Annotated in this window: 18 protein-coding genes; all 18 read right to left on the bottom strand. The window is 46.0% G+C overall.

The window, feature by feature from the left end:
• Positions 1-91: 91 nt before the first annotated feature.
• The 18 genes from MN210_RS09130 to mgtE all read right to left on the bottom strand — a co-directional run bounded on the left by MN210_RS09130 (position 92) and on the right by mgtE (position 22,928).
• Positions 92-916: a ferredoxin--NADP reductase gene (locus MN210_RS09130; RefSeq protein ID WP_011960903.1), complete on the bottom strand. Its 825-nt coding sequence runs from the start codon at positions 914-916 to the stop codon at positions 92-94.
• A gap of 147 nt (positions 917-1,063) precedes the next feature.
• Positions 1,064-2,539 carry an NADH-quinone oxidoreductase subunit N gene (locus MN210_RS09135; protein ID WP_011960904.1) on the bottom strand — a complete coding sequence of 492 codons (1,476 nt, stop codon included), beginning with the start codon at positions 2,537-2,539 and terminating at the stop codon, positions 1,064-1,066.
• Positions 2,539-4,272 carry an NADH-quinone oxidoreductase subunit M gene (nuoM, locus tag MN210_RS09140; protein ID WP_338412091.1) on the bottom strand — a complete coding sequence of 578 codons (1,734 nt, stop codon included), beginning with the start codon at positions 4,270-4,272 and terminating at the stop codon, positions 2,539-2,541. The genes MN210_RS09135 and nuoM overlap by 1 nt, the downstream gene beginning before the upstream one ends.
• 1 nt (position 4,273) lies before the next feature.
• Complete coding sequence (gene nuoL, locus MN210_RS09145; RefSeq protein ID WP_110816793.1) at positions 4,274-6,148, bottom strand: NADH-quinone oxidoreductase subunit L; 1,875 nt, start codon at positions 6,146-6,148, stop codon at positions 4,274-4,276.
• 4 nt (positions 6,149-6,152) lie between these two features.
• Positions 6,153-6,461: an NADH-quinone oxidoreductase subunit NuoK gene (gene nuoK / locus MN210_RS09150; protein ID WP_041773740.1), complete on the bottom strand. Its 309-nt coding sequence runs from the start codon at positions 6,459-6,461 to the stop codon at positions 6,153-6,155.
• A gap of 149 nt (positions 6,462-6,610) precedes the next feature.
• Positions 6,611-7,315 (bottom strand): NADH-quinone oxidoreductase subunit J, encoded by a 705-nt coding sequence (gene nuoJ / locus MN210_RS09155; RefSeq protein ID WP_011960908.1) that lies wholly within the window; start codon positions 7,313-7,315, stop codon positions 6,611-6,613.
• A complete protein-coding gene (gene nuoI / locus MN210_RS09160; protein WP_011960909.1) occupies positions 7,312-7,860 on the bottom strand; it encodes an NADH-quinone oxidoreductase subunit NuoI in 549 nt (182 codons plus the stop codon). Before nuoI ends, nuoJ begins: the two co-directional genes overlap by 4 nt.
• Before the next feature lie 162 nt (positions 7,861-8,022).
• Positions 8,023-9,069, bottom strand: coding sequence for an NADH-quinone oxidoreductase subunit NuoH (nuoH, locus tag MN210_RS09165; protein ID WP_011960910.1), 1,047 nt, complete (start codon positions 9,067-9,069; stop codon positions 8,023-8,025).
• Between the two features lies 1 nt (position 9,070).
• Positions 9,071-12,103, bottom strand: coding sequence for an NADH-quinone oxidoreductase subunit NuoG (gene nuoG / locus MN210_RS09170; protein WP_338412092.1), 3,033 nt, complete (start codon positions 12,101-12,103; stop codon positions 9,071-9,073).
• A 16-nt stretch (positions 12,104-12,119) separates the two neighbouring features.
• Complete coding sequence (gene nuoF / locus MN210_RS09175) at positions 12,120-13,733, bottom strand: NADH-quinone oxidoreductase subunit NuoF (protein ID WP_338412093.1); 1,614 nt, start codon at positions 13,731-13,733, stop codon at positions 12,120-12,122.
• The gene (nuoE, locus tag MN210_RS09180) at positions 13,730-14,239 is read right to left on the bottom strand and encodes an NADH-quinone oxidoreductase subunit NuoE (RefSeq protein ID WP_041773743.1); all 510 of its coding nucleotides are present in this window, start codon (positions 14,237-14,239) and stop codon (positions 13,730-13,732) included. The genes nuoF and nuoE overlap by 4 nt, the downstream gene beginning before the upstream one ends.
• Positions 14,240-14,330: 91 nt before the next feature.
• Positions 14,331-16,118 (bottom strand): NADH-quinone oxidoreductase subunit C/D, encoded by a 1,788-nt coding sequence (gene nuoC, locus MN210_RS09185; protein ID WP_011960914.1) that lies wholly within the window; start codon positions 16,116-16,118, stop codon positions 14,331-14,333.
• A 121-nt stretch (positions 16,119-16,239) separates the two neighbouring features.
• On the bottom strand, positions 16,240-16,908 hold the full coding sequence (locus tag MN210_RS09190) for a NuoB/complex I 20 kDa subunit family protein (protein ID WP_338412094.1): 669 nt from the start codon (positions 16,906-16,908) through the stop codon (positions 16,240-16,242).
• Between the two features lie 10 nt (positions 16,909-16,918).
• Entirely contained in the window at positions 16,919-17,554 is a 636-nt protein-coding gene (gene ndhC, locus MN210_RS09195) for an NADH-quinone oxidoreductase subunit A (RefSeq protein WP_011960916.1), read from the bottom strand.
• A 379-nt stretch (positions 17,555-17,933) separates the two neighbouring features.
• The gene (dcd, locus tag MN210_RS09200; protein ID WP_011960917.1) at positions 17,934-18,509 is read right to left on the bottom strand and encodes a dCTP deaminase; all 576 of its coding nucleotides are present in this window, start codon (positions 18,507-18,509) and stop codon (positions 17,934-17,936) included.
• Between the two features lie 314 nt (positions 18,510-18,823).
• The gene (locus MN210_RS09205; protein WP_241878339.1) at positions 18,824-20,110 is read right to left on the bottom strand and encodes a DUF2804 family protein; all 1,287 of its coding nucleotides are present in this window, start codon (positions 20,108-20,110) and stop codon (positions 18,824-18,826) included.
• 6 nt (positions 20,111-20,116) lie between these two features.
• Complete coding sequence (gene apbC, locus MN210_RS09210; protein ID WP_338412095.1) at positions 20,117-21,403, bottom strand: iron-sulfur cluster carrier protein ApbC; 1,287 nt, start codon at positions 21,401-21,403, stop codon at positions 20,117-20,119.
• A gap of 187 nt (positions 21,404-21,590) precedes the next feature.
• Entirely contained in the window at positions 21,591-22,928 is a 1,338-nt protein-coding gene (mgtE, locus tag MN210_RS09215) for a magnesium transporter (protein WP_011960920.1), read from the bottom strand.
• Between the last annotated feature and the right edge of the window lie 53 nt (positions 22,929-22,981).

A 22,981-nucleotide genomic window follows, 5' to 3' on the forward strand; every position in this document is an offset into this window, starting at 1 on the left:
GGCTGTGATAGTGCCAGATACGCCATAAAGACAAAACAAAGCCCCTAATTAAGGGGCTTTGCTGATTAAGGTGAGTGCTAAGCTGATATCGCTACCAATAATTCTCTACTGCAATGTTACCCACCCCGCGGCGGTTCATCACCAGCCCCATCTGCTTTAAGGTCTCTTTGGTATCCTCCACCATCTCAGGGTTACCGCATAGCATAACATGCGAGTGTGCCACGCTAAGCTTATGCCCCACAAAGCTTTCAAGCTCACCGTTTAATAGCAGCTCAGGCAGGCGTTTGCTCAAAGCCCCTGCTACCTCTTCACGAGTCACAATTGGCACAAAGGTCAGCTTGGCAGGATTATTGACCAATCCTCCGAAGTCCTCTTCTAGCTGCTTAATGCGCTCAATGTATGCCAATTCTTGTTCATTACGGGCACTGTAGGCTAAGATAATATACTCATAATCTTCCCACGTTTTTAAATCTTGTAGCATAGACAAAAACGGCGCCAACCCAGTACCGGTAGCCAGTAGCCATAAGTCTTTTGGCAAAGGTTCTTGATAGCGTGCTAACGTTAAAAAACCAAAAGGTGTGGTGTTCAACAACAGCTCATCGCCTACTTGCAAATGCTGAAGCTGCGATGTAAAAGCCCCTTCTGGAATGACAATTGAGAAAAACTCCAACACCTCATCATAAGGTGAGGAAACAATAGAATAGGCACGGTAAATATCTTCATTGGGTGCCTCGCTCTCACTGCTGTTATTTTGCAAATGATAGGTTAAGCGGCTTGGATTGACCCCTAAGCGTACAAATTGACCGGCCGTGAATTTAAAGCTGTTAGGACGGGTAACTGTGAAGCTAAATAAAGTCGGCGTCCAAGTGGTTTTTGAGAGAACCGTTACGGTTTGAATGTTATCAGAATCACTCATAATATCTTCTTATTATTAAGACGTTATACCCCTTTTATGGGAACAAAAAAATGCTTGTAGAGCAAATTTGCCCTACAAGCATATCATATCATAGCCATTAACTCATCTGATGCAAGCGGCTATCTGCTTCATTATAGCCTAGCGCCATTACCAGATAATAGATTTGGTGGCCCAAACAATAAAGTCATTCGGTAGAACACCCACATATAACACAATTAGGGTCACTAAAATCACCATAATACCACCCACTTGAATACCCCAGTCGCCCAGCGCATCAAATTCGATAGTTTTGTTAGGACGCTTGAACAAGGTGAGCATAACGCGTAAGTAGTAGAACAAACCAATGGCACTACCTAAGATAATCATAGCCGCTAAGAACCACTGATCACCATCGACAGCAGAAACAATCGCGAAGAACTTAGTGATAAAGCCTGCAGTCAATGGAATACCGGCCATAGATAATAGCATAACGGTCATTACCCCAGTCAGTACCGGACGACGCCAGAATAGACCTTGATAATGATACAGCTCAGAGGCTTCCCCTGCATCCTTATAAGTACTCGACATTAGGGTAATTACGCCAAACAGACCCAGTGAAGTCAACGCATATATGGCCATATACATATTGGTGATCGAGTAAGCCCCTGGACCAATACTGACCGCAACAACCAACACATAACCCATGTGCGCAATAGAGGAATAACCCAATAAGCGCTTAAGATTGGTCTGGCGTACCGCCAATAAGTTACCAATTAAAATAGACAACGTAGCGATAACCATCAGCAGCGTATTTACTGTTGGCAATGCTAAGATAGCGCCATCTAGTAAGAAGCGAATGGCCAAAGCCATCATAGCCACTTTGGTCACTGAAGCTAAGTAAGTGGCTACCGGTGCAGGTGCGCCTTGATACACATCTGAGGTCCAGATATGAAAAGGTGCGGCTGATAGTTTAAAGGCAATACCAAAGGTCATCATTGCCGCACCTAAAATCATCAAAGGTGACTCAAATACATAAGTTAGTGAGTGAGCAATCTCTTTGAAGTTTAAAGTACCGGTTGAGGCATAAATAAAGGCCATACCCATAAGTAGCGTGGCTGAAGCCGTGGCAGATAAGACCAAATACTTCAAGCCCGACTCTAATGAACGGCTGCGCATGAAGGCATAAGCCAACATACCGTATAAAGGTACTGATAATAGCTCCAAACTCATGAAGAAAGACGCTAAGTTATGCGCAGATACCATCAATAAGGCACCGATGGTCGATAGTAACAATAATAAGTACAGCTCTTCTTTATGATCTTTAAAGGTTCTAAAGTACGGATAAGCTAAGGTACAACAGGCCAGTGAGGCTAGGAAAATAAACACCATGTTGAACTGAGCAAAAGGATCAACCATAAACATACCGCTGATCACAACTTGCTCAGGTACCCCAAACCAGCCCATCATTTGGCCCACTAACACCAGCAGACCTGTATTTAGGCCAAGGACGGTTAATGTGCCTGTCAAAAAGTGTGAACGCTTTACCGCAATGGCGATCATTACCACCAATAAGGTGGTGGCAACGATACCCACAGGGGCAAAGGGCAATAAAACAGGCCAAGCATCTGCTACAAGATTATTCATTAACGTACCTCCCCTGTGGCAACTGCTGATTGGACTGAATCTATGACATCAAAATTCACAACTTCATGATAAGTGTAGGCATTATTAATCCACTGCATGGCATGGCTGGAGGTGTCCAAAACAGGTTGTGGGTATAAGCCCAACCACACTAGACCGATTGCCAGTACCAACAGCAAAGTCAGCTCGCGCTTGTTTAAATCATGTAGCTTAACTGATTTGTCAACAGGCACTTCTTCTTCATAACTGTGATTAATCTTATGGCCTGCAGGCGTGGCTGTCGCATAAGTCGCCTTAGCAAGTTGCGCCTTAGCAGCAACAGACTGAGCGGTTTTTGCTACAGCGGTTTCAGGTACGGTTTTTTCACCAAATAAAGCACGGTAAATGATAAGTAGTGAATATAAACCTGCCCATACCAAACTAAATGTCGCTAAGACAACAAATACAGGATGCTGCTCAAAGGCACCTAACAAAATTAGGATCTCACCGATGAAGTTGCCTGTACCTGGAATACCCAGCAGTGAGGCACAAAAGAACATCAGCAGCGGCGCGTAGTAGCGGAACTGTCCCCACATACCGCCCATTAAAGGCAGCTCGCGGGTATGTAAACGCTCGTATAACTGACCGGCCATGATAAATAGCGCAGCAGAAGACAAGCCATGCGCCAACATCTGTACCATCAAGCCTTGTAAGCTGATTAAGGTACCGGCATAAATAGCTAAAATAACAAAGCCCATGTGCGAGACACTGGTATAAGCCAATAAACGCTTAATATCAGTTTGCATAAAGGCAAGCCAAGCGCCATAGAAGATACCGATGGCCCCTAAGGTCATAGCGATAGGTGCAAATTGCTGTGAGGCTTCTGGGAATAATGGCAATACAAAGCGGATCAAACCATAAGCGGCTGTCTTAATTAAGATACCGGCTAAGTCCACAGAACCTGCTGTCGGTGCCTGAGCATGCGCATCGGGCAACCAGCCATGAAAGGGCATAACAGGCAGCTTAACTGCAAAACCGATAAAGAAGCACAGCATGATGGGATATTCCCAACCACCCAGCGGTGTCCCCAACAAGTCATTGTAGTTGAAGCTAAATACGCCGGAGCTGCGGTAGTTCATCAGTACCAATAATAAGATACCAATCAACATAATGAGACCAGAAGCTTGGGTGTAAATAAAGAACTTGGTGGCTGCGTATTCTTTGGTCTTACCATTGGTGGCATTGTGGCCCCAGATGGCAATTAGGAAATAGATAGGAACTAACATCATCTCCCAGAAGAAGAAGAACAAGAATAAGTCGATGGCCAAAAACACCCCGATTACCCCGCCCAAGCTCCATAACAGGTTCAGATGAAAAAAGCCCACGCGGCGTTGAATTTCACCCCATGAACAGCCGACGGCCATGATACCTAGGAAGGCAGTCAGTGAGACCATAAGCAGTGACATACCATCAAGCGCTAAGTGGAAGCTGATACCAAATGACTCAATCCAAGGCACACTAAACTCTGCAAACCAAGGCAATTGAGCAGTCGGTGCCAACACTTGCTGGCTCATACCGGCAAAGGCGCCTTCACGCCATAAAACCAAGCTTAAGCCAAAGGTGATGATCATGCCGATCAAAGCAATCCAGCGTGGCAGACGATTATTAATTTTCTCTACTAACCAGCACAGCGTACCCGCAATGAACGGGGTTGCAATCAATGCTGGCAACATCCAAGCTAATTGAAATTCTGTCATCTTAAATCACCGTCGTCATGACTAGTATCAATAACACTGCCATCCCCAGTCCAAAGCTTGCGGCATATCCTCGAAGTGACCCTGTCTGTGTCATGGCCATCACTTTATTACCTGCAGAAGCAATTGCTGGTAGGATGTTCCATGTTTTATCAACAGGATCCGCTTTAAGTAATTTACCGATGAATAAAAATGGTTTTACAAATATTAAGTCATATAAAGCATCGAAGCCTAAACCATGGTAGCACCAGTAATAAATAGCGCCGCCTAAGCTTGAAGCTTTGAATTTAGCGAGAAGCTTACCACCATTAACCACATAAAGTAGCACGGCAAGAATAAGGCCTGATGCCATCGCTGCCATGGCAATAAACTCTGCCGTGTGCTTGGCATGCGCGTCACCATTCATCTCTAACACATGACCCACGCTTTCAGGCAATACGCCTTGTAGCGGCGGCGTAATTAACGCACCCACTGCGGTCGACAGTACCAGTAATACAATAAGTGGAATCTGATAAGACAGACCGGATAGCTTGTGCGCATGAGTCTTTTCTTCACCAAAGAAGGTGAACCAAATCATACGGAAAGTATAAAGTGAGGTTAATAGCGCACCAAATACTCCCATGTAGAACAAGACTTGGTTACCTGTGGCATAGCTTTCCCACAAAATGGCCTCTTTTGAATAAAAGCCCACCGTAACCCAAGGAATAGCTGCCAAAGCGCCGCCACCAATAATGAAGCACCAAAATACCAGTGGAATCTTCTTACGCAGACCGCCCATCTTAAAGATATTTTGCTCGTGGTGAACGGCAGTAATTACCGCACCGGCTGACAAGAACAATAAGGCTTTGAAAAAAGCGTGCGTCATCAGGTGAAAAATAGCCCCTTGCCAAGCACCTACGCCCAACGCTAAGAACATATAACCGATCTGACTCATGGTTGAGTAAGCCAAGATACGCTTGATATCAGTCTGTGCCAAAGCACAAAAACCTGCGACTACTAAGGTGATTGCGCCCACAGCGCCTACCCAATATAGCAGCACGCCTGGTGTTAAGATAAATAGCGGATGTAGACGGGCAATCAGATAAACCCCTGCTGTTACCATGGTCGCTGCGTGGATCAGTGCAGAAACTGGCGTCGGACCAGCCATCGCATCAGCAAGCCACGTGTGTAGTGGAATCTGAGCTGACTTACCCATAGCACCGCCCACCAACATCATGGTTGCCAGTACTAAAGTTGAGTTGTTGGCGGCGAACATTTGCGGCGCTTGAGTAATAATGTCTTGAATGTTTAAAGTGCCAAACTCACGGAACAATAAAAACAGACCAAAGGCCAAGAACACGTCACCCACACGAGTTACCGTAAAGGCTTTCATTGCGGCACGGCCATTGGCTCTATTGTCAAAATAAAAGCCAATTAATAGGTAAGAACAAATACCCACGCCTTCCCAGCCTAGATACAATAGCAATAAGTTATCTGCTAAGACCAATAACAGCATGCTGGCAACGAATAGGTTCATGTAGCTAAAAAAGCGGGCGAAGCCTTGATCACCTTTCATGTACCAAGAGGCAAATAGATGAATCAAAAAGCCCACACCGGTAATAACGCCAGTCATGGTTAAGGCTAAGCCATCAAAGCTTAAGCCAAAGTTTGGCGCAAAATCACCCACCTGTAGCCAAGTCCATAGCGGAATATTAATGACTGTGCTTGGATCGTTTTGTGATAAATAGGTGTATGAGGCAATCAGTGCACATAACGCAGATAGCCCCATGCTGCCTACGCCCAACCATTTGGCTGAAACTTCAGGCAAATGATCACGCATAAATGCCAAAATCAAAAAGCTGATCGCTGGAAAGATAAAGGTTAAAGGGAGTAAGCTCATAGTTTTAACCTCTCATCTCGTTGGCCGAATCAACATCTAAATGACCGCGGCGATGGTAGAACTGCAATAAGATTGCCAGACCCAATGACGCCTCAGCAGCCGCTAATGTTAAGATAAAGATAAACATAATTTGACCGTCTGCACTTAACCAATGACTGCCCGCGACTATAAACGCCAAACCTGCAGCGCTCATCATAATCTCTAAGCTCATCAGCATAAATAAGAAGTTACGGCGCACCATAACACCACATAGGCCAATAGCAAAAATAATGGCGGCCAGTATCAGGCCATGTTCCATAGGAATTGGGCCCAATATGGTGGGATCTGCTGTCGCAAATGTGGGCGTGTCTTGTACCGTTTCAACAGGCTTTAGGTGCATCGATTGCACAGATGCCTCTTGGTTTGCAGTGCCGACAGTAGCGCCATCAACAGCGGTTACTGATTCAGAGGTTGCAGTTGCCATTAACGATCCTCCTTATTGTGCAGCTTTGAGCTTACGCCCTGTTGCGCATGAGTCTGTTTAAAGCTTTCGCCATCAATCTGCTGATATTGATAAGCATCATTCGACTCAGCATACTCTCTTGAAATGCGGCTATTATGGCTCTCATTCTCATCATCCAAGGCTTTTTTGCCCAAATGATAAGCGGCAACCAAAGCAGCCAACAATAGCATTGCAGCGACTTCTACCAACAACAGATACTCGGTAAATAAGGCGATACCTACTTGCTTAGCAGAAATAGTTTGGGCGCCTATCATGGCTTGAGCCACAGTACCATCAGCATTGTGAACACCATTGCCTAGTGACAGGATATAGCCCAATACTACCGCAATAACGAAGCTTAATGCTGCCGGCACAGCCCACACATCTGAGGACAACCACAGGCTCTCGCGGGCATCATTTTTGACACCCAAGTTCAACATCATAATGACGAATACGAACAATACTAAAATTGCGCCCGCATAAACAATAACTTGTAATGCGCCAGCGAAAGGCGCGCCAATGATAAAAAATATACCTGCCAAAGCAAGTAAAGAGACAATCATCGACAAAATGGCATGGACAGGATTTGCCAGCATAATCACACGAAGGCTGGCAATAATGGCCACCAAGCCTAAAGCATAAAATCCTACCAATGGGGTATTATCAAACCAGTGTAGCCAACTCATGGCAATAGACTCCTTAAATCGACAGGCTGGGCCTCATTTTGGGCAGCACCTTTTGGTTTGTCTTTAATCGCCATACCACTAACACGGTAGTAGTTATAATCAGGGTATTTACCTGGGCCTGAGATTAATAGGTGCTCTTTTTCGTACACTAAGTTTTGACGTACGTATTCACCAAGCTCAAAGTCTGGTGTCAACTGAATCGCTGTGGTGGGACAAGCCTCTTCACACATGCCGCAAAAAATACAGCGCGAGAAGTTAATACGGAAAAACTCAGGATACCAGCGACCATCTTCACGTTCTGCTTTTTGTAATGAGATACAGGCTACAGGACAAGCCACGGCACACAAGTTACAGGCCACACAGCGCTCATCACCGTCCGGATCGCGGGTCAACACAATACGGCCACGAAAGCGCGGCGGCACAGGAACAGGCTGTTCTGGATACAATATGGTATCGCGAGGTCTAAACGCATGACTGTTAACCATCCACATGGAGCGTACAATGGTAAACATGCCCACGACTGTATTTTTCAACGTTTTAAACATGTTAACTTCTCTTATTGCTTATCGGTGAGCGACCTTGCTAACTTTACAATCTAAAGCGGCTTGGATATCTCACGATAAATAAAAGATTTAAAAACCCAGTAATTTTTTTACCTGCAGTCAGCTTATGTTGTTGCCAGTTTGATGGACTACTTTTAGCCCACACTACGCGGCTGAAATTAAGATAAGTGCTGCGGTAATCATCAAGTTAATCAAAGTCACTGGCAAGCATACTTTCCAGCCAAAGTTCATAACTTGGTCATATCTTGGACGCATTAATGAGCCGCGCGCTAAGACGAACATAGTCATGAAAAATAAGGTTTTAATCATAAACCAAAAAGCAGGTGGCAAAATGGTAAAGCCTAAATTCAGCGGTGCATCCCAGCCCCCAAAAAACAAACAAGTCATCAAGGCAGAGATGAGTACCACGTTGACATATTCGCCAATAAAGAACATACCAAATTTCATGCCCGAATATTCGACATGATAGCCTTCGGCCAATTCTTGCTCAGCTTCTGGCTGATCAAAAGGATGACGGTGAGTGACTGCCACACCAGCCACCACGAAGGTTAAAAAGCCTAAAAACTGTGGAAAGATGTTCCAGTGCCAAAAGCCGCCTTGTTGGGCCACCACAATATCACGAAGATTAAACGAGCCGGTCATGGCGACCACACCCATTAAGGATAAGCCCAAAAACACTTCGTAGCTAATGGTTTGCGCCGCTGAACGTAGGCCACCCAATAAAGAGTATTTGTTTTGTGAGGCCCAGCCACCGAACATAACGGCATATACCGCCATACCCGCCATAGCAAAGAAAAACAAAATACCGATGTTCCAGTCAGCGACCCCAAGCATGGGCGAGACTGGAATAATGGCAAATGACGCCAAAGCCGTGAACATCGCCACAGCAGGCGCTAGAATAAACATGAACTTATCAGCAAACTTAGGCGTCCAATCTTCTTTAAAGAAGATTTTTAGCATATCCGCAACCAGCTGCAATGAGCCCCAAGGACCCACACGGTTTGGACCGTAGCGATCTTGCCACAAGGCCAACATACGGCGCTCATAGATAATCATCAATGCCGCTACAATCACGACCACTAAGAAGATGACTAAAGCCTGGCCCACTAAAAATAAAATATTCCAAGCGTCAACGGACAAGACTTGATTTAAAAAGCTGGGCACCTCAGGGATGATTCGAATAGATTCCATATTAGCCTCCCTGACCCTCTAGGTGTGGTTTAGTGGTAGTCACGATAGTTTTGTCTGATTTTGGGGGATCAATTTTCACAACCGATGCTGGCAGATGACCATGCAAGATAGGCACTTGACCGACCGGATAGCCAATGCAGCCTTCAGCTAAGTAAGGCACTACCAATACTGGCAACTCAACACGCTGACCGTCTACTGTGATGGCTAGCCAATCATTGGTTTTCACCTGCCAGTGCTCAGCATCCTCTACACCGATCTGGAACGCTGGCGCCTGCATCTGCTCTGCCACCACAGGGCTACGATGAGCCATAGGTGAGCTACCATATATATTGTGTACCGGTACCAGCTTGGCTTGACCTTGGAAAATACTGGTCTTAATAGGCTGAGCGGGCTCAGGACGCACGTACTCACGTTTGGCTAATTTGCGATCGGCATCTACTAAGTCAAATAAACGCACACCAGGGTCACCTTGTTTTAGGCTACCGCCAATTTCATCTTGATACTTATTCCAAGCTTGAGGCGAGTTCCAGCCAGGTGCTTGTGCAAAGGGAATCATAGAGCCTGGGGTCTGAGTACCGCTATAGCCTTCCATTGAAAAGGTCAAACCTGTGTCTAAGTCTTTTGGCTGCATCGGCTCATGCACTGAGACATTGGCACGCATCGCAGTACGGCCTGAGTAACGTCTTGGCTCACGTGCAATTTTTAGTCCTGAAATACGGAAATCTGCTGCAGGCGCCGCTTGTTTGATACCGGCTAAATTAGGATGCGTTTTAATCAGCTCATTGATGACATCATCGAGCTGAGTCCAATCTAATGGCAACTCATTTAGACTGGTTTCAACCGCATGCAACCAGCGCCAGCCCTCTTTAATACAGTTTTTGTTGCTATAGTAGCTTGGGTCATATACTTGGAAGAAACGCTGAGCACGGCCTTCAGCAGATACCAAGGTTCCATCTGCTTCAGCGAAGCTTGCAGCAGGCAATACAATGTCCACAAATTTATGCCAATGCAAGTTTTGATGATCCAAGGTAATCACGGTTTTGTTGCTTAATAGCTGAGCCAATTTTTCGATATCTAAGGCATCGGTTAATTGGTTTTCGGCCACAATCACCGCATCAAAATCTGTCGCTAAAATTTGCTCAACCGGCTTACCGCCTAATAAGCACACACCCACGCTGTTGGCATTGGGTACAGTAAGGTACAAACCAGCTTGCTGACGATAGCGATTATTGATCTGTTTTAATTCTAAAACAGGCGCATTGGGATCACGTTCTAGGTTGTCAGCTTGTTTAGATTGACCCGCTTGATCTGGCTTGGCATCTAACTCTTTGTCCTCAGCAGGCTGATTAAGTGCTTGCTGAGCCTGTACTTTGGCATTGTGTGCATCTACTTGCTCACGCTCATGAGCTTTAATATCGGCACGCTTATCAGTTAAGTTCTGTGCAATCTGTGCCGAAGCTTCAATGATGGCCACACTAAATTGACCAGTACCCGAGATAACCAAAGGCTGATCGGCAGTGACCAAGTCAAAAGCAATTTGCTTCGCCAAAGCTTGCATGGCATCGGCTTGCTCATCGCCCTCTTCACTTGGTGCACTTGCCAGTATTTGCTGCAAATCGTTACCGAACTGTTTAATGGCATCAGCTACCGCAAAGCCTAGGCTTGCAATGTCCTCTGGTGTCGCCACGCAGCTGACTTTACTGATGTCATCAAGCTTGGTCTGAACGGTATCTGCGATATATACAGGGCTTAGTGCTTTTTGACCAATACGTTGTACTGGCTCTGCCAGCCAAGATTCAGTTTTTAATGCCGCCGCCATTTTAAGCTGTTCATTCTTGGCTGCTTGACGCACTGCCAAAGCAACACGGGCACTGGTCTGAGTGATGTCTTCGCCTAGGATAAATACCGCATCATGGTCTTCGATTTCGGCCATGGTGGGGTTATAAATACCTTGGGTATTTAGCACTTCAATGCATTTTTCGACTAAGGCTTGCTGATGATTATTAAGACCGGTTGAGAAGTTATCAAAGCCCACTAGTTTTTTTAGGGCAAAGTTGGTCTCTAAGCTGGCTCTAGGTGAGCCAATACCGATGACCTTTTTGCCTTTTAGGCGTTTAACCGTTTCGTCTAAAGCATAGTCGATATTAATTTTGACATGCTTATCATTGATATACTCAATGGCTTGTACCGGACGGTCTTCACGATTGACATAGCCATAACTAAAGCGGCCTAAGTCACACAAGAAATAGCGGTTTACTTCACCGTTATAACGGTTTTCGATACGGCGTAGCTCGCCATAACGCTCACCGGCTGAGATGTTACAGCCCGCTGAACAACCGTGACAGATGCTTGGAGCATACTGCATGTCCCATTTACGGTTGTAACGATCTGAGTGGGTCTTGTCTGTAAATACGCCCGTTGGGCATACTTCAGTTAGGTTACCTGAGAATTCGCTTTCGAACTGACCATCTTTATCACGGCCAAAATAAACTCGGTTATTTGAGGCATAAACGCCCAAATCTTCACCACCAGCATAATCTTTGTAATAACGCACACAGCGATAACACGCGATACAGCGGTTCATCTCATGGGCAATAAAAGGCCCTAACTCTTGGTTGTGGTGAGTACGCTTAGTAAAACGATAACGACGCTTATTGTGACCTGACATATAAGTCATGTCTTGCAGGTGACAATGTCCACCCTCTTCACACGTTGGACAATCGTGAGGGTGGTTGGTCATTAAGAATTCAACAATAGATTTTCGAAATGCTTTGGCCTCAGCATCATCGACAGAGATGTACATGTCATCGGTAGGTGCTACCATACACGACATGACCAATCGACCTTTACCTGCTGCTGCGTCTTCTGCGTTGTTAAACTGCTTTACCGCGCACTGACGACATGAGCCGACTGAACCAAGTGCAGGGTGATAGCAGAAATAAGGCACATCGATACCCAGTGACAAACACGCCTCTAATAGGTTGTCTGCGCCGTTTACCTCGACCTGCTTACCGTCAATATGTATGACCGCCATGCCTGTTTCTACTCCTCTACTTCACATCACTAGGGTTAGAAGTTAGGGTTTTATGCCCGGCTTCTGCACCTGCTGTTGTATCCGAATTAACGTTACTACCGGTATCTGCGCTTGAATTAGACGATGCCGCAGGACTGCCGCTTCCCATAGATGACATTACTTTTTTGATTTCTGACTCCGCCCACTGTGATGTCTCAGCGTCTACCTCAATAGCAGGAACCACAATTTTGCTGTCAAACTCATGGCGGAAATACTTAAGCGCACTCATAAGCGGCTCCATAGCACCCGGTGCGTGCGCACAAAAAGTTTTACCCAACCATAAGTCGCGGGTTAAGCCCTCAAGCTTTTCAACATCACCTTGCTGACCTTGGCCATCATCAATGGCCGTTAACAGCTTCACGCCCCAAGGCAGGCCGTCACGGCAAGGGGTACAAAAGCCGCAAGATTCACGCTGGAAGAAAATCTCCAGGTTTTTAAGCAAAGGCACCATATCTTGGCTTTCATCCACTACCATAATCAGACCTGTACCCATACGGCTGCCCGCTTTTTGAATACTGTCAAAATCCATGGCCACATCTAAATGCTCTGTGGTCAAAAAGTCAGTTGATGCCCCGCCAGGTAGCCATGCTTTAAGACGTTTACCATCTTTCATACCGCCTGCGAAGTCTTCAATGATCTCTCGAGCCGTATATCCAAAAGGCAGCTCCCAAAGACCAGGATCATTGACCAGACCTGAGCAACCAAATATTTTTGTACCTGGTGTGGTGCTGTTGCCTTTTTCATTTGGTAAAGACTGATACCACTCAACGTCATTAATCATAATGGCTGGCATATTGCTTAGCGTTTCCACGTTGTTGACAACAGTGGGTCGGCCCCAAGCCCCTGATACCTGAGGGAATGGCGGCTTAGTACGGGGATTGGCACGACGACCCTCTAAACAGTTAATCAAAGCGGTCTCTTCACCGCAGATATAACGACCAGCGCCGGTGTGCACGTGTAAGTTAAAACTAAACTCTGAGCCTAGAATATTATCGCCCATCAGATTATTGGCCAAACACTCATCGATGGCTGCCATTAGGCGCTCTGCTGCTAAAATGTACTCGCCACGGATAAAGATATAACCATCAGTTGCGCCAATAGCATGCGCGGTAATTAACATACCTTCAATCAGCTGAAAAGGCAGACGCTCCATAAGCAGGCGGTCTTTGAAAGTACCTGGCTCCATTTCATCAGCGTTACAAATTAAGTAACGAGGCCCGCCATCTGGTGGGGTCATAAAGGTCCATTTCAGACCGGCGTTAAACCCTGCACCACCACGGCCACGAACGTTAGCCGCTTTGATCATATCGCCCACTTCTTTTGGGGCCTTTTCTAAAGCAGTCTTTAAGCCCTCAAAGCCGCGCAGCGACTGATAAGTGGCCAAATCCAAAATCGCGTCATGGTGTGCCAAACGCCAAGTTAACGGCTTGGTCTCAATAGTCGCTGTGGCTTTATCGCCATAGATAGGTACACGTTGGCTATTTAATTGACTGGGGGCTTGACCTTGCTTGCGGCGAGCAAACTGCTCGGCAATGCTTAGTTTTTTGGGTTGATCAGATTGTGCCGTTAGCACGTCTTCGTTGTGACTCATGGATAATACTCCAACAATTCGGCAACCTCAGAAGGAGATACCGGACCAAAGGTGTCTTCGTCAATTAGTACCGAAGGCCCTTTGTCACAGTTACCTAAACAACAGATAGGTAATAAGGTAAAACGACCATCTGCTGTGGTCTGTCCAAACTCAATACCCAAGGTTGTCTTTAATTCAGCGGCAAGCTCTTCGTAGCCGGTCAAATAACAAGCAATAGAATCACACACCAAAATTACGTGGCGACCTACTGGGGAACGGTAGATACGGTTAAAGAAAGTAGCAACCCCTTCGATATCAGTTACAGGAACATCCAATAGGTTTGCAATGGCATTAACTTGCGCATCATTTACCCAGCCGTTACGCTTTTGAACCAATTTTAACGCATCAAGAGACGCCGCACGGGCGTGAGGATAATGATGGATATACTCGTGTATCCCCTCAATCTCTTGAGCCGTCAAAATACTGGCAACATCTACGGTTGGGGCTTTGTCGGTCACAATCTTAATCATTGTATTATTTTCTCTTTAACTGCTAGCCAGGTCGATGTTTTGGCCTGCTGGCTTGATACCCTAGAAAATTGAAAACTATCCGCTATCTTTATCTGTCCGTATCGGCCATCACAATATCAATTGAGGCTAAATAGATAATCAAATCCGATACCAAGCTTCCGTTAATTACAGAAGGCATCTGCTGCAAATGTGCAAATGTTGGGGTACGAATACGGGTACGATAACTCATGGTCGAGCGATCTGAGGTAATGTAGTAGCTGTTAATACCTTTGGTCGCCTCTACCATCATAGATGCTTCGCCCGCTGGCATCACCGGTCCCCATGATACGGAGATAAAGTGATTAATCAAGGTCTCAATATCGTTCAATGTACGGTTTTTTGGTGGCGGTACAGCCAGTGGGTGATCCGCCTTATAAGGACCAGATGGCATGTTGTCCATACACTGTCTTATGATGCGTAGTGACTGACGAATCTCTTCAATCTTCACCATACAGCGGTCATAAGCGTCACCGTTATAACCTACTGGAATTTCAAAGTCATAGTTCTCATAACCCATGTAAGGACGGGCTTTACGTAGGTCAAACTCAACACCTGTGGCACGTAGACCTGCCCCAGTAACCCCCCATGCTAAAGCTTGTTTGGCATCGTATTGCGCCACGTTTTGGGTACGTCCTTTAAGTACCGAGTTCTCCATTGCGGCTTTGACGTACTCATCTAAACGTTGTGGCATCCAGTCTAAGAACTCACGTACCAAACGCTGCCAGCCACGTGGTAGATCCGCTGCAGTACCGCCGATACGGAACCAAGCTGGGTGCATGCGGTAGCCGGTAACCGCTTCAATCACATCATAGGCTTTTTGACGGTCAGTAAACATATAAAATACTGGCGTCATACCCCCAGCATCCTGAATAAACGTACCGAAATACAATAAATTATTGGTAATACGGAAGAATTCACTCATCATGACGCGAATGGTCTGAGCACGTTCAGGGACTGTGATGCCCGCCAACTGCTCAACCGCCATGACATAAGGCAGCTCATTCATGACGCCGCCAAGATAGTCAATACGGTCGGTATAGGGGATATAAGAGTGCCAAGTTTGACGCTCAGCCATCTTCTCTGCACCGCGGTGGTGGTAGCCGATGTCTGGGATACAGTCGATGACTTCTTCACCGTCTAACTGTAGTACCAATCTGAATGCACCGTGCGCTGAGGGGTGGTTCGGGCCTAAGTTTAAGAACATAAAGTCCTCATCTCGGCCACTGCGCTTCATCCCCCACTCTTCAGGAACAAAGCGTAGGTTTTCTTGCTCAAACTGCTGCTTGGCATTGTTTAGGAAATACGGGGTAAATTCAGTAGCGCGCGCATGGTACTCTTTGCGAAGCGGATGACCCTCCCAGTATTTGGGTAATAAAATACGGGTTAAATGGGGATGGCCATCAAAGACGATACCGAACATGTCCCACACTTCACGCTCGTACCAGTTAGCATTTGGCCAAATCTTGGTCGCTGTTGGAACCTTTAGATCGTCTTCTGACAAGGCCACTTTTACGCGAATATCACTGTTACGCTCAAGCGACATCAAGTGATAAAAGACAGTAAAATCACTGGCAGGTAAGCCGTCACGGTGCTGACGCAAACGCTCATCCATTGCTGATAAGTCAAGCAACATTACATAAGGTTTGGGCAGGGTGCGTAGGTACATCAATACGTCAAGTAAATCCTGGCGCGATACCCAAATGGTAGGGATACCATCAAAGGTGAACTGCTCAGTGAATTTACCTGCAAACTTATGTCCAAGCTCACGCAGCACAGCATGCTGTGTCATATTAGGATTGGCGCTATTGTCAGTCGCTTTGCTATTATCCGTTACCATGGTTACCGCTTACCTCAGAGTCATTGCAATTGTTGCGAATACGCAAGGATGAATACTTTGTTTTGTCTGGGCTTATTGCCAAGCTGGCTAGGCGATTCAGCCCTTAAAATATCTGAGCTTATTAAATGCTGTCCGGACTACGCAGATTTTTTACGGCGATACGATCGGCCTGTTTGCGGTCACGCTCAGGCAGCATTTGTGGCTGATAGATGCCTTTATCATTAACATAAGCCCCTAATGGACGGCGCTCTTTGGTAATGGATTGTTGCAACAGCATCAAGCCTTGAATAATCGCTTCGGGACGTGGCGGGCAACCGGGCACATAAACATCCACTGGAATGATTTTGTCCACGCCTTGTACCACCGAGTAGATGTCGTACATGCCGCCTGAGTTGGCACAAGAGCCCATAGAGATGACCCATTTTGGCTCAAGCATTTGTTCATAAAGACGCTGGATAACCGGGGCCATCTTCACAAAGCAAGTACCCGCCACAATCATCACATCCGCTTGACGGGGGGAAGCACGAATAACCTCTGCCCCGAAGCGTGACAAGTCATGTACTGCTGTTAGCGTGGTGGCATACTCCACATAGCAGCAAGAGGTACCAAAGTTAAATGGCCAAAGTGAGTTTTTACGTCCCCAGTTAGCTGAGGCATGCACCATATCCTCAAGCTTACCCATAAATACATTACGATTTACCTCATCCTCAATGGGATTATTAACGGTTTGGCGTGTCTGCGCAGGATAAGTATCGGCGTCAGGATTTGCACGGGTTAGCGTATATTTCATGATATAACCCTTAAGAAGACGATTTATTGGATAAAGAATTAGTAGATTGGGTAGAGAAATCTACACTGGTAACATTACCAGTGACGTTGATACGATCGATATTGGCAAGATGGCGCTTGTTGGCTTCGATATCGTTTGAGACGTTTACTTGGCCTGATGATTGAGCCGGTACTTTACCTGTAGGGTCAGTGTGTAGCTCATCGATGCCATTAAATTTGGTGATACTGGCTAAGTTGAAGCCAGCTGGGGCGGCGCTCAAACGCTCTTTTTTGCGGCGTTTGTCAGCAGGTGCCCAATTGAGCGCCCCTAAACTTAGCGCGTAGATGAGGCCAATTAATAAATCAACCACAAAAATAAGGGCTGTCGCATAGCCGATCCAGCCCACTTCCCGCACCGATACCGAATAGGCATATAAATACAGGGCTTCTAAATCGAAGATCACGAAGAAGATGGCCACTAAATAGAATTTTGCAGACAAACGAATTCGGGCATTGCCTGCTCCGACAACGCCCGATTCAAATACTTCCTCTTTTTCTGTACCTTGCGAGCGTCCACCTAATAAACGTGGTACTACCAGCATGAATATAACCAAACCAATGGCAGCCAAAATAAAGGCTAATGCTGACCAATTAAAGGCGGAAGTCATCTATAAATCTCCTCACTGGCAAGTACCCGATGACACTGATTTTCAATAAATAGCATAAATCAGCGGTGAAATAGGATACATCGGCTGGCAAAATTGAGGTGCTACTATACTTTTTTTAAGCACTAAATGCCAATTTAATACTGAATTAGAGGGTCATAGTTCGGTATGAACTGTCGCGCTCTACTTCTTGACATTTGTTACTTTTTAAGGCAACACCTTCTATTAATTTACTTTAAAATCAGCAGCTTATCCCATTAAGCACTGATAAGCACTGACTTGTATCATTTGGCTATGTTGGCCAATCTGGATATCTGAACATGAGCACTTGGTGTTTTAAAGCGCTTGGTGTCTATACAGTGACAGACGAAGTACGTACAGACTAAGTACGAGGTAGTGTTACCCCTCGTTGACCTTGATATTTACCACCACGATCTTTGTAGCTGGTTTCGCAAATATCATCGGCATCGCTTTGGAAAAATAGCATTTGCGCTACCCCTTCACCCGCATAAATACGCGCAGGCAACGTGGTGGTGTTGCTAAACTCTAAAGTAACATGACCTTCCCACTCAGGCTCAAGTGGGGTAACGTTGACAATTATACCACAGCGGGCGTAAGTTGACTTGCCCAAACAAATGGTCAATACATCACGAGGAATTCTAAAGTATTCTACAGTGCGCGCTAGGGCAAACGAGTTGGGTGGAATAATACACTCATCACCGACGATATCGATAAAGCTATTTTCATCAAAGTTTTTTGGGTCTACTATGGCAGAGTGGACATTAGTGAATACTTTGAATTCACGAGCACAGCGTACATCATAACCATAGCTTGATGTGCCATAACTGACCAACTTATCGCCCGCTTCATTAAACCGTACTTGACCTGGTTCATATGGCTCAATCATGCCATGTTCTTCAGCCATTTTACGAATCCAGCGGTCAGACTTAATTGACATTTCACACCCTTATTTTTTGGTTCTAAACAGTTTTTTGATTATAAACTGTTAATTTATCACAATTTTTTCAAAAACAGGTCGATTATAATTAAATACAACCGATAGTTAAGCGCCCCAATATTTAGCCCCAATTGGCTTTTTTTTGCTCTATTAGAGTCATTAACGGCGCTATTTTACGCTTATTAATGGCTTTACGCCATCCCCTATGTCAATATCTTGTGGTAACAGCTGTGACAAAGTGTAAGAGGCTAAAATATTATTTGGCCCTCTTTAATCGCTATTAACCCAATGCCCACGCCACATGCCCGCCGCCCCTACCACTTTGCAAAATGGTCTTCTGCAAGCCCCATGACGTTATCAAGCGCCACCACATGACCACCCTGCGCTGCGCTAAGTTTTATATGACCGCAGTATGTGCCAATCCGCTGCTCAAACACGCTGGCTATTACCCCATAGTTATCCGTCTTTTTATAGACACTTATTGGTGTAAAGCTTAACTCAATCTCCACATCACTCCAGCCTAAATTAAGATGACTAACCTGCCAAGCACAGGCACGCGGCTCATCTGGATTTGTGCCGCACTTAGGCTGCTTGCCACCAGTTAAATCTGACTGTCGGCTAAATAATACCGGCGGCAGATAATAAATCTGTCCATCAATCCAGCATGCATTCTCACTGACCCCAGTCTCATTGACACCCATAGACAGGTTCAGCATAAATGTCCGTCCATCTGGCAACTCGGTGGTGATGCAGCTCCAAAACCAATTGGTCTCATGACGCATAAAGCCAAGCGTCCAATCCAAATTAACCAAAGCATGTGGCTTAAGTGGCAGGCTATGGCTTAGGCCCGTTTGTGCTTTGTCACCACTTAGCTTATTGTCTACCCTATTGTCTGTCTTATTGTCTGAGTCGGTATCCGCCAGCTTAGGGTAATGTTTAGAGTCGGCAAAAAATGTGAGCGTACCCCCTATTACAGTCAGCGGCTCTTTTTGGGTGAAGCTCCAGCCCCTTCTGCCTGAAGGTGAGCACACTGCCAGCGGCTGATCACTGCGCCCCAACTGAGCTGATACTGCAAACTGCTTACTGACCAAGTCAAGCTGCACCCCTGACTCAGAAAACTGTAGCACCAGCGACAGTTTGCCTTGCTTAAGGCTCATACGCCCTTGCCGATGATCACCACTAAACTCGCTGTTATGGGTGAGAGGCTGCAAGGCTTCAACCACCTCAAACTCGCCAGTATGTTCATTATAAATATAAGCAAACACAGTGCTAGCAAGCTTAATGGTCGCAATTGCCATACAAATACGATACGGCGGCTGCACTATCTGAACAAAGGCAAACTGATTGGCTTTAAACTGTTTGCGCCGCTGAGATACTGCCTTTTGGGAAATCAGGTGACTGTGGTAATCAAGATAATTAATCCGCTCTACCTCAGCAAAGACGCCAAAGTGCGGCTGACCGTCTACGATAAGCTGGTCAATATGTGCCAGTCGCGGCCGCCGAGTCTTTGTCGGTGCTTTAATAGTATTGTTTTGCCTATCCATCTTATATTCCCCAATATCCTTTTGAGTGATTTGAGTGGTGCGCCGCAACTGGCTCATTAAAGCCTAAAAGATACGTCCATCATTGCGCTGCTTAGCAAATTTGGCGATATTGGCTTCAATTTTTTGAGCAATTTCCACATAAAAATGTGCGTAATCATCGCCGTCACCTTGATTGGCAATCACACTCGGCTCACCTTTATCAGCTTGAGCACGGATAGTAGAGGCCAAAGGCAGTTGTCCTAGTAACGGCACCTGATACGCTTCAGATATGGTTTCACCACCGCCGGCACCAAAGATGGCTTCGGTATGACCACAGTTCGAGCAGGTGTGTAGCGCCATATTCTCCACCACCCCAATCACTGGAATGCTGGTTTTGTTAAACATTTCAATACCTTTTTGGGCATCCATTAAGGCAATGTGCTGCGGCGTGGTGACAATGACCGCCCCTGTCACTGGAATACGCTGCGCCAAGGTAAGCTGAATATCACCGGTACCTGGCGGCATATCAATCACTAAGTAATCCAGCATTGGCCAGTTGGTCTGATTGAACAACTGCATTAACGCACCCGTTGCTTTTGGACCACGCCAAGCCACAGGGGTATTATCACCATCTAGTAAGCTGCCTATGGAGAGCATAGCCAGACCATGCGCCTCTACCGGCACAAACTGCTCATTTTCTAACTGCGGCTTCACGCCTTCCACGCCTAGCATACTGGGCATAGAAGGCCCATAAATATCAGCATCCAATATGCCTACTTTATTGCCAAGCTTTTGTAGGGCTAAGGCGATATTGACCGTCGTGGTTGATTTACCGACGCCGCCTTTGCCTGAGGCCACCACCAAAATATGCTTGATACGTGGATGCGGCTGTAAGCTTGACTGTAAGGGCGCACGCTTGGTAATAGGCGGCTCATCTGTCTGAGACTTGGGCGCAGCCGCGTTGACTGTTTTTGGTAACGTCTTCGCACCGCCTTTGGTAGACGCAAAGGCAGGCATATCATCACTTGTCATAAAGGGGGCCTGAGTAGAGGTTGTATGGGAATGAGAGGATGGGCTTGTCTTAGGTTTGGCCGGCAAGCTGACATTTAAGTTTACTTCATTAATACCATGATTTTGTAGGGCAAGTCCTAACTGGCGATGTACCTCTTCAGGATCAGCATCGGCATTTAAGCGCAAATCTAGCGTTACTGAATCGCCGTATTGTTTAATAGCTGTCACTTTATTATCTTGACCACCGGCACTATGGTCTTGTAATACTTGATTGGCTACCGCAAACAGCTGTTCGCTTTGCAGGCTTTTTTCACTGTTTTTGTCGTTTTTAGCCATCGATTTTTTTATAAAATTAAACATGATTGCCCCTAAGCCTTACGGCTATAAATTTAATATTGCACGCTTTGGCATGACACGTATGACACACATTATAAGTATTTTAGCTAGTTTAGCTGACTTTGATGGATAAAAAAACCACACTGACAACGCCGCATTTTTATCAAACAGTCCGGCACATGGCCTTACATCATTTGTTTTGCGCGATGACTTAAAGCGGTAAAAACTTAGAAGCAATAAACAAATAAATGGCCACACCTGAAGCATCACACACCGAGGTAATTAATGGTGCACTGGCGCTGGCCGGATCAAAGCCGAGCTTATTAAGCACAAAAGGTAGACTCATACCAATCACACAACCAATCATCACCACAGACACCATACTTAGCGCCAGCACTAAGGACACCACTGCATCACCACGTACATAGCCAATCACTGAAATTGCAGCAGCCATAGTTATCCCCAGCAATAAGGCCACTAAAGCTTCACGCCCAAGCAGTGAGAACCAATCTCGCATCACCACTTCTCCTGTGGCCAAGGCCCGCACCATCAGTGTTGCTGATTGAGAGCCGGCGTTACCGCCACTGTCCACCAATAAAGGTAAGAAGAATACCAACACTAAATTGGCTGCAATCACCTCTTCAAAGTGAGCAATACCGACCCCTGATATTAGGTTACCAAACACCAAAAATACCAACCAAAATACCCGTTTACGGTACAAAATACGAATACTGGTGTCTTTAAAGCTGCCTACTAAGCTTGAGACGCCCCCTGACTTGTGGAAGTCATCGGTGGCTTCATCACTTGCCACATCCATCGCATCATCATGGGTCACAATACCAACCAGTGCCCCACTGTCATCAATAATAGGCAGCGCAATTAAATCATAACGGGCGACCTTTTTTGCCACATCTTCTTGGTCTTCATTGACATTTGAAGCCACCACTGAGGTGAGCATAATATCGCCAATGATCTGCTCAGGTGAGGCCAAAATTAGACTGCGCAGTGAAATGACCCCAATTAATTGGCGCTCAGAATCAATCACATAAGCATGATAAATGGTCTCAGCATCTGGCGCTTCTAAACGCAGTGCGGCTAAAGCTTGTGCCACCGTCATCTGCGCTTTTAACGTGGCATAGTCAGAGGTCATTAAAGCCCCAGCTGTGCCCTCAGCATAAGCAGACAAAAGGCGAATATCCTCACGTTCTGCCTGAGCCAAAGCGGGCAATAACGCATCACGCTGGCTTTGATCTAAGCGCTTATATAAGTCGGTACGCTCATCAGAGGGCATATCGCCCACCAGTCGGGCCAGATTTGCCCTAGGGAATTGATAGGCCAAAGCCACTTGGTCTTCTGCCTCTAAATAAGAAAAAACAGTCGCCCTATTGGGTAGACGGTCTAACAGTTGCCAAGACAATTTAGGGGGGATTAATGCCAAGATATCAGCCGTATCAATGGGGCGTAAATCATGCACTTGGCCAATGGCTGTATCGAATTTTTGTTGTTCAATGGCTGTGGTCAGCAGCTGTGCAATGTCTTTATGAGTCATGGTTTTTACTCCTTGCAGCTCATTGGATGCCGCAAGTAACGGTATAGGATAGA

The organism is Psychrobacter raelei, from assembly GCF_022631235.3.
GTDB lineage: Bacteria > Pseudomonadota > Gammaproteobacteria > Pseudomonadales > Moraxellaceae > Psychrobacter > Psychrobacter raelei.